The 6,062-nt window shown below is 39.9% G+C and carries 3 protein-coding genes and 1 pseudogene; all 4 read left to right on the forward strand.

The window, feature by feature from the left end:
• Window positions 1-246: 246 nt before the first annotated feature.
• Window positions 247-2,028 (forward strand): cache domain-containing sensor histidine kinase, encoded by a 1,782-nt coding sequence (locus AC1DVJ_RS29525; RefSeq protein ID WP_477596230.1) that lies wholly within the window; start codon window positions 247-249, stop codon window positions 2,026-2,028.
• Window positions 2,025-3,683, forward strand: a complete 1,659-nt coding sequence (locus AC1DVJ_RS29530) for a response regulator (protein WP_477596232.1) — start codon at window positions 2,025-2,027, stop codon at window positions 3,681-3,683. Before AC1DVJ_RS29525 ends, AC1DVJ_RS29530 begins: the two co-directional genes overlap by 4 nt.
• A 14-nt stretch (window positions 3,684-3,697) precedes the next feature.
• Window positions 3,698-5,308, forward strand: a complete 1,611-nt coding sequence (locus tag AC1DVJ_RS29535; RefSeq protein WP_477596234.1) for an extracellular solute-binding protein — start codon at window positions 3,698-3,700, stop codon at window positions 5,306-5,308.
• Window positions 5,309-5,468: 160 nt separating this feature from the next.
• Window positions 5,469-6,062, forward strand: a pseudogene (locus tag AC1DVJ_RS29540) (sugar ABC transporter permease); the annotation flags it as partial.

Below are 6,062 nucleotides of genomic sequence, written 5' to 3' on the forward strand. Positions count from 1 at the left end.
GGATGTAGGGTGATCGACGTCACGGAGAAAGCAATTGAGGAAACGGCTGGTATCATTTTGGATGCCATGTGAATTTGAGTGCAATTGAATATACAAACAATAAAGGAGCTGCCTCGGCAGCTCTTTTGCATTTTCACAAAAATAACTCAAATTCCTCAAGGTAACCTACGAAAAATGAAATGGACAACCCTTAGATGGTAAGGCTACAATGATTAATAAGTTAGAGCCAGTTAGGGAGTGTGTTTTATGAAAACGCTACAATCCAAGTTGCTTCTCTTGTTTCTCTTAATGACGTTACTACCAATAACGGGGATGGGGATCTATGCATATCGAATATCTGTCAACGCAGCACAAGAGAACGCGGGGCAAGCGCTTCAGGCGGCATTAAAACAAATGGGCAACAATCTAGAATTTCAATTGAAAATTTATAAGAAGTATATGGATTTTATCGTAACGTCTGAGGACATCAAAACGCTTTTCTTCCAAAATAACTTCGATCCTTCGAAAGTGGAAACGCTTGCCGTCAACAAAAAACTAGATACGGTGATGAACGGGTTGTTTTATCAGGACGAGTCCGTCGGTCCGGTCGGACTATACAAAGGGAATCATTTGAAGTACATGTTTAAAGGTTTAAATTCTAAAGACTTACAGGAATTGGGAAACAGCGCTATTTACCAATCAGATATGGAAAATGAAGGGGACATTAATTTACATACCATGAAGGTTACATACATCGATTCTGAGCACCAATATGATTACTATGTTTTGGGAAGACGGCTGTACGAATCTTATAGCCATGGGGATGATTCTTCTAATTCAGGCGTTTATCTCTTTGTGGAGGAGAAAAATATTTCGGACATCATCCGTAAAGTATTAGTCAACGGTGAAGGAACGGTTATGATTGCAGACAGAAGTGGTAATATCCTTTCGCATTCAGACAAGCAAAGGATGGGGGGCCGATTATCGGATGAAGGCATTACGAGTGTTTCAGACGGACATGTGACAGGCAGCTATACATCATTCATCAACGGTCAGAAAGTGATTATCGGCTTCTATAAGATCCCTGAGTGGGATTTACAGGTTATTCAAATCGTCCCGCAAAAAGTATTTACCACTAATATTCGATTGATTGCCAAATCTACCATTCTCGTTAGTGGTATGATGCTGGTTGTGCTGCAGCTTGTAGCATGGATTCTTGCGAGAAGGTTGTCCAAGCCTGTAAGAACGATGGTAAGAGCCATGAAGGAAATGCAGACAGGGAAGTTTGACGTACGGATCGAGAAAAAATTCGGGAATGAATTTGATATTTTAAGTAATGCGTTCAACTATATGGTTATACGCTTGAAAGAATTGATAAATCAGTCTGTGGAGGAAGAGAAGCGTCGAGGGGAAATCGAATTTCATATGCTCCAATATCAGATTAACCCTCATTTCGTTAATAATACGATCGGCTCAGTGAGGCTATATGCGCTTGCAGAAGGAGCAGTTAAAGTGGCGGAAGTGTTAAATGTACTCGCTCGGCTATTCCAACGAACATTAGGCAACTCATCGCGACTAATCATAGTCCGTACGGAAATTGCCAACTTAAAGGATTTTATTAACATTCAGCAGATGCAGTATATGAGTGAAATGAGTGTGAATTATCATATTCATGATTCGGAAATGGATTATCTGATTCCCAATTTGCTGCTCCAGCCGTTAGTGGAGAATGCGATTTTTCACGGTTTCAGCGAGGAAGTTGACCACCCTTCACTAACGATATCCGCCCGAATGGAAGGGGAAGACTTGGTTTTTTCAGTAAAAGATAACGGTATAGGGATGACGGAAGAGAAAATAAAAGAGTTTATGGATGGGGATGGGGATATGAGTTGGCGTCTGAACAAAATCGGCGTCAAGAATGTGGACAAAAGACTCAAAGTTTATTATGGCGAACAGTATGGTGTTACGCTTTACAGTAAATTAGGTGAGGGCACTGAGGCCATCATTCGACTGCCAGCCATCAAGGAGAAAGTGGAGGATCCTGAATGAAGAAGGTAATCATAGCGGATGACAACAGAATGGTTGTGGATTCATTATTACGTCTCATTCCATGGGAACAACATGGATTCGAAGTTGTGGCCAAGTCTTTTAATGGCAAAGGTGCGTTAGAAGCCATTAAGAAATTCGGAGTCGATATACTGATCACCGATATCAAGATGCCAGGTATGGACGGTTTAGAACTGATTAGAGAAATCCGTAAACTGGGATTGGATATCAAGGCCGTGGTGCTCAGCTCCTATAACGACTTTCAATTGGTACGAGAAGCGATGCGACTTGGCGCATCGGAGTATATTTTAAAAACGGAGTTAGATCCATCCTCACTTGTCGAGTTGCTGAGCACACTTTCTCAGCAGTTAGAGCAAGAACGAGAAAATACGAAAATAATGATGCACGATAAAAATTTGGAAGCTGATATCCATCGCCTTCGTGAGGCAGACAACGAGTTGTATAGAATGCGAAGGCATATTAAAGACCAGATGTTCCGAGAATTTTGTCTTGGATACGTGTCGGTGGAACAGTTTATGGAGCGAAGAAAAGAATATTTGAACATTCGCTTTGCCCCTGGGCGTCATGTGATACTGTTTTTGTCAGTCGATTATTTTCAGAAGCTGCTTGATATGCGATGGAACAGGGATGAACAGCTGCTTTCTTTTGCTATCATGAATGTAATGGGCGAAATACTAGATGCCGAAGAAGGCACAGATCTGTTCTATAATGGGGCTGGTGAATTCGTTATCATCATAAGTAACGAAAGTGATGATTGTGAAGATTGTGAAAGCATCTCTCAKTGGACTTACTTGTTCGAACGACTCTCCAAATCGCTCGATCATTATCTTAGGATTCAAATTTCAGGAGGAATAAGCAGCAATAAGTCACCTGTGAATTCTATCCCAGGATTATACTTAGATGCGATGAAGTCGTGTCAATTCCGCTTTATTCTTGGGAAAGGGAAATTACTATCAAATAAGGACATCATACAATCGGCTAGTTCAACAATCTCTTATAAACTTAGTCATGAGCGGGTTGATCTTCTTCGCAATACGTTGTCAGCCTTTCATCCTCAATTACTCCAGCGGACAATAAGCTCGTTATGTGTTAAACAAGAGGAAGTAGCGCCGACAAACTTTAATGAAGTGTTGAGATTGTACGAAAAATATTCGTTCGTTCTCATCGATTTCATCGAGCAGAAAGGTCTTAAAGCAGTCTGTGGTTCATTACTTGAGGGCTTCAATGAATTTATCTACGATCAAGAAGCGGTACCGGAATTGAATCGGCGATTGAAAGAAATCTTAATGCGAATCTCAGAAAGTATGGAAACCGGAAATAGCTCGGTTCGTCAGTTAATCAAATATGTTCAGAACAATTTCAGAGATGAAATTACACTACAGTCCACCGCTGAGCAATTTGGAGTAACAAGCGCGTATTTGGGAAGACTGGTGCAGAAGGAACTGAACATAAGTTTTTCTGATTATTTAAACAACTTCCGGATTGAACGAGCCAAAGAATTGCTTGACGAAGGAAATTTGAAGATTTATGAAATTGCGGAACAGGTCGGTTACGGAAGTACCGAACATTTCAGTCGGATGTTCAAAAGAGTAGTAGGTATAAGTCCAAAGGAATATTCGTCAGGGCGATATTTGTAAGGGGGATATCTAGAATGGCCCAAAAACGCATAGTTGCTGTAACATTAGCATCTATTTTAGTCGCTGGAGCTCTATCCAGTTGTGAGCAATCAACAGACATGAAAAAAAATGCTGAGACGGCAATACAACCAGATTCTAAAAAGAATACTATTAAAATTTTTACAACGCGCATTCAGCCTAATTCAGATTCCGAATCTATGAAGCAAATTAACGAGAAAATTGGATATACACTGGAAGTAAAAGCTGTGCCTGATGCAGACTATGAAGAAAAACTGAACTTGTATTATTCATCAAATGAAATGCCTGATGTGTTCTCTCCCTCAAGTAATACGACATTAATTACTGAGTTACTGAAGAATGGAACAGCTAAATTTACAGAAGATGACCTCAAAACGTACATGCCTTTGTCATATGCAGCAGCTATTAAACAGTACCAAGATTATGGAATCAGTAAGGAAAATGCATTTGCTCGTTTCACAGTTGATGGTAAGCTTGCCGGATTCTATATAGGTCAAACGGTTACCACATATCCATATGGTCTACTCATCCGTAAGGACAAATTGGATGAATTTGGTTTAAATATGCCGCGAACGATCAGCGATTGGGAAGAATTATTCAAGGTTTATAAGCAAAAGTATCCTAACAAGTATCCAATCACAGCCAGAGAAAAGGATACCCCGCGCCAATCTTTTAATACATTCTTGGCTGCATACGGAGTCATATACGATCACTGGATGCTTAGGAACAACAAGCTCGTGTATGCGCCGTTTATGCCGGAAATGAGAGAAGCGCTTACCACATTAAGTAAATGGTACAAAGCGGGCTACATTAATCCGGAATGGGTCACCATGGATACTAGCGCATTAAACAACGAGTGGATAAATGGAAATACGCTTTACTATCAATTTGCACCTTTAAATATAAGTATTCAAGCTCCTTTTTCACCTGGCTCTATATTCGAACGACTCACTACTAAAAACCCTCAGGCGAAATTGGATTGGATCGCCATACCTACAGTTAAAGAGGGCATCAAACCTGCATTAATCAATTACGAAGGAATTTTAAATCAACCGCTTTCCTTTGGCAAGCACCTTGAGAAGGACCCGGATAAACTGCATGCTATAATGTCTGCTATTGATAAGTTGAAAAATGACAAAGACTTAATCATGCTGCAATCTTTCGGTATCCTAGGGAAAACATATGATATGGTAAACGGGATACCCATGTATAAGAAGGAATTCTCTAATGCGGATGCGCAAGTAAAAGAAGGAATTGCTTGGGGAATACTGGGGGGGAACAACTGGGAAACTCAGAAATCATACACCGATCCACAGTTCATTAGTAATTTGAAAAAATACGCTGAGGATGCAAGCGGCCTCTATTCTAAAGCAAATAACGAGTGGGCATACAATCGTGTAAATGGTCCACTGCTTTCACCTTCCGGTGAAAATTTGGATGCCAAAGGGAAAACAAAGTACGAAGAATGGAATCAGATATTTGCTGAAGTCATTATAGGCAGCAAGACGCTTGACGATTTCGATAAATTTATTGAAAAGTATAAGAAAGAAGTTGGCAACGACATGACGGAGGCAGCTAATCGTCTCTACTTGAAACAATGGCAATAATGATATAGATTCCCCTTGAAACATACAGGAAATGAGATTCTCATTTCCTGTATGTTTTTTTATATTAAGCTTAATTTGATCATGAAATGACTACTTAAATCATTCAAATGGATGCAGTGGAAATGTTACCATTCAAGTATAGAAATCAGGAGGTTAGCCTATGAATCAAGCTGCGATAACAGGAACAAAGGAACAAACTCGAAGCCAACCGAAAAGTAAGGTYAATCAAACACTAAGGACACTAATGAAACAAAAATATTTGTTTCTCCTCATGCTACCAGGATTGGTATACTTTATCATTTTCAAGTATGRGCCAATGTACGGAATACTACTTGCGTTTAAAGATTTTAATCCTATAGATGGGATCACAGGCAGCCCTTGGGCTGGACTCAAACATTTTAAACCTATCTTTGAGCAAGCAAACTTAAAGCAAGTCATCTACAATACGCTGCGGATCAGCGCATTGAAAATTGTGATCGGATTTCCTTTTCCAATCCTATTCGCACTTATGCTCAATGAAGTTATGTCAAGTAAGTTAAAACGTTTCATCCAAACGATATCCTATCTGCCGCATTTCTTATCTTGGGTAGTTGTTTCTGGAATTGTCTTCCAGGTGTTTTCTCCTAGTTATGGTATATATGGTTATATTTACAAACTATTTGGCTGGAAGACGCAAGTTTTGCTTTCGCAACCGGGTCCATTTATCGCCATTTTGGTCGGTTCGGATATTTGGAAAGAAGTTGGTTTTGCAAGT

This window comes from Paenibacillus sp. P4_A9 (genome assembly GCF_056402415.1).

Coding starts and splice junctions, on each gene's coding strand:
- AC1DVJ_RS29525 (WP_477596230.1), top strand. CDS start 247: ATGAAAACGCTACAATCCAAGTTGCTTCTCTTGTTTCTCTTAATGACG.
- AC1DVJ_RS29535 (WP_477596234.1), top strand. CDS start 3,698: ATGGCCCAAAAACGCATAGTTGCTGTAACATTAGCATCTATTTTAGTC.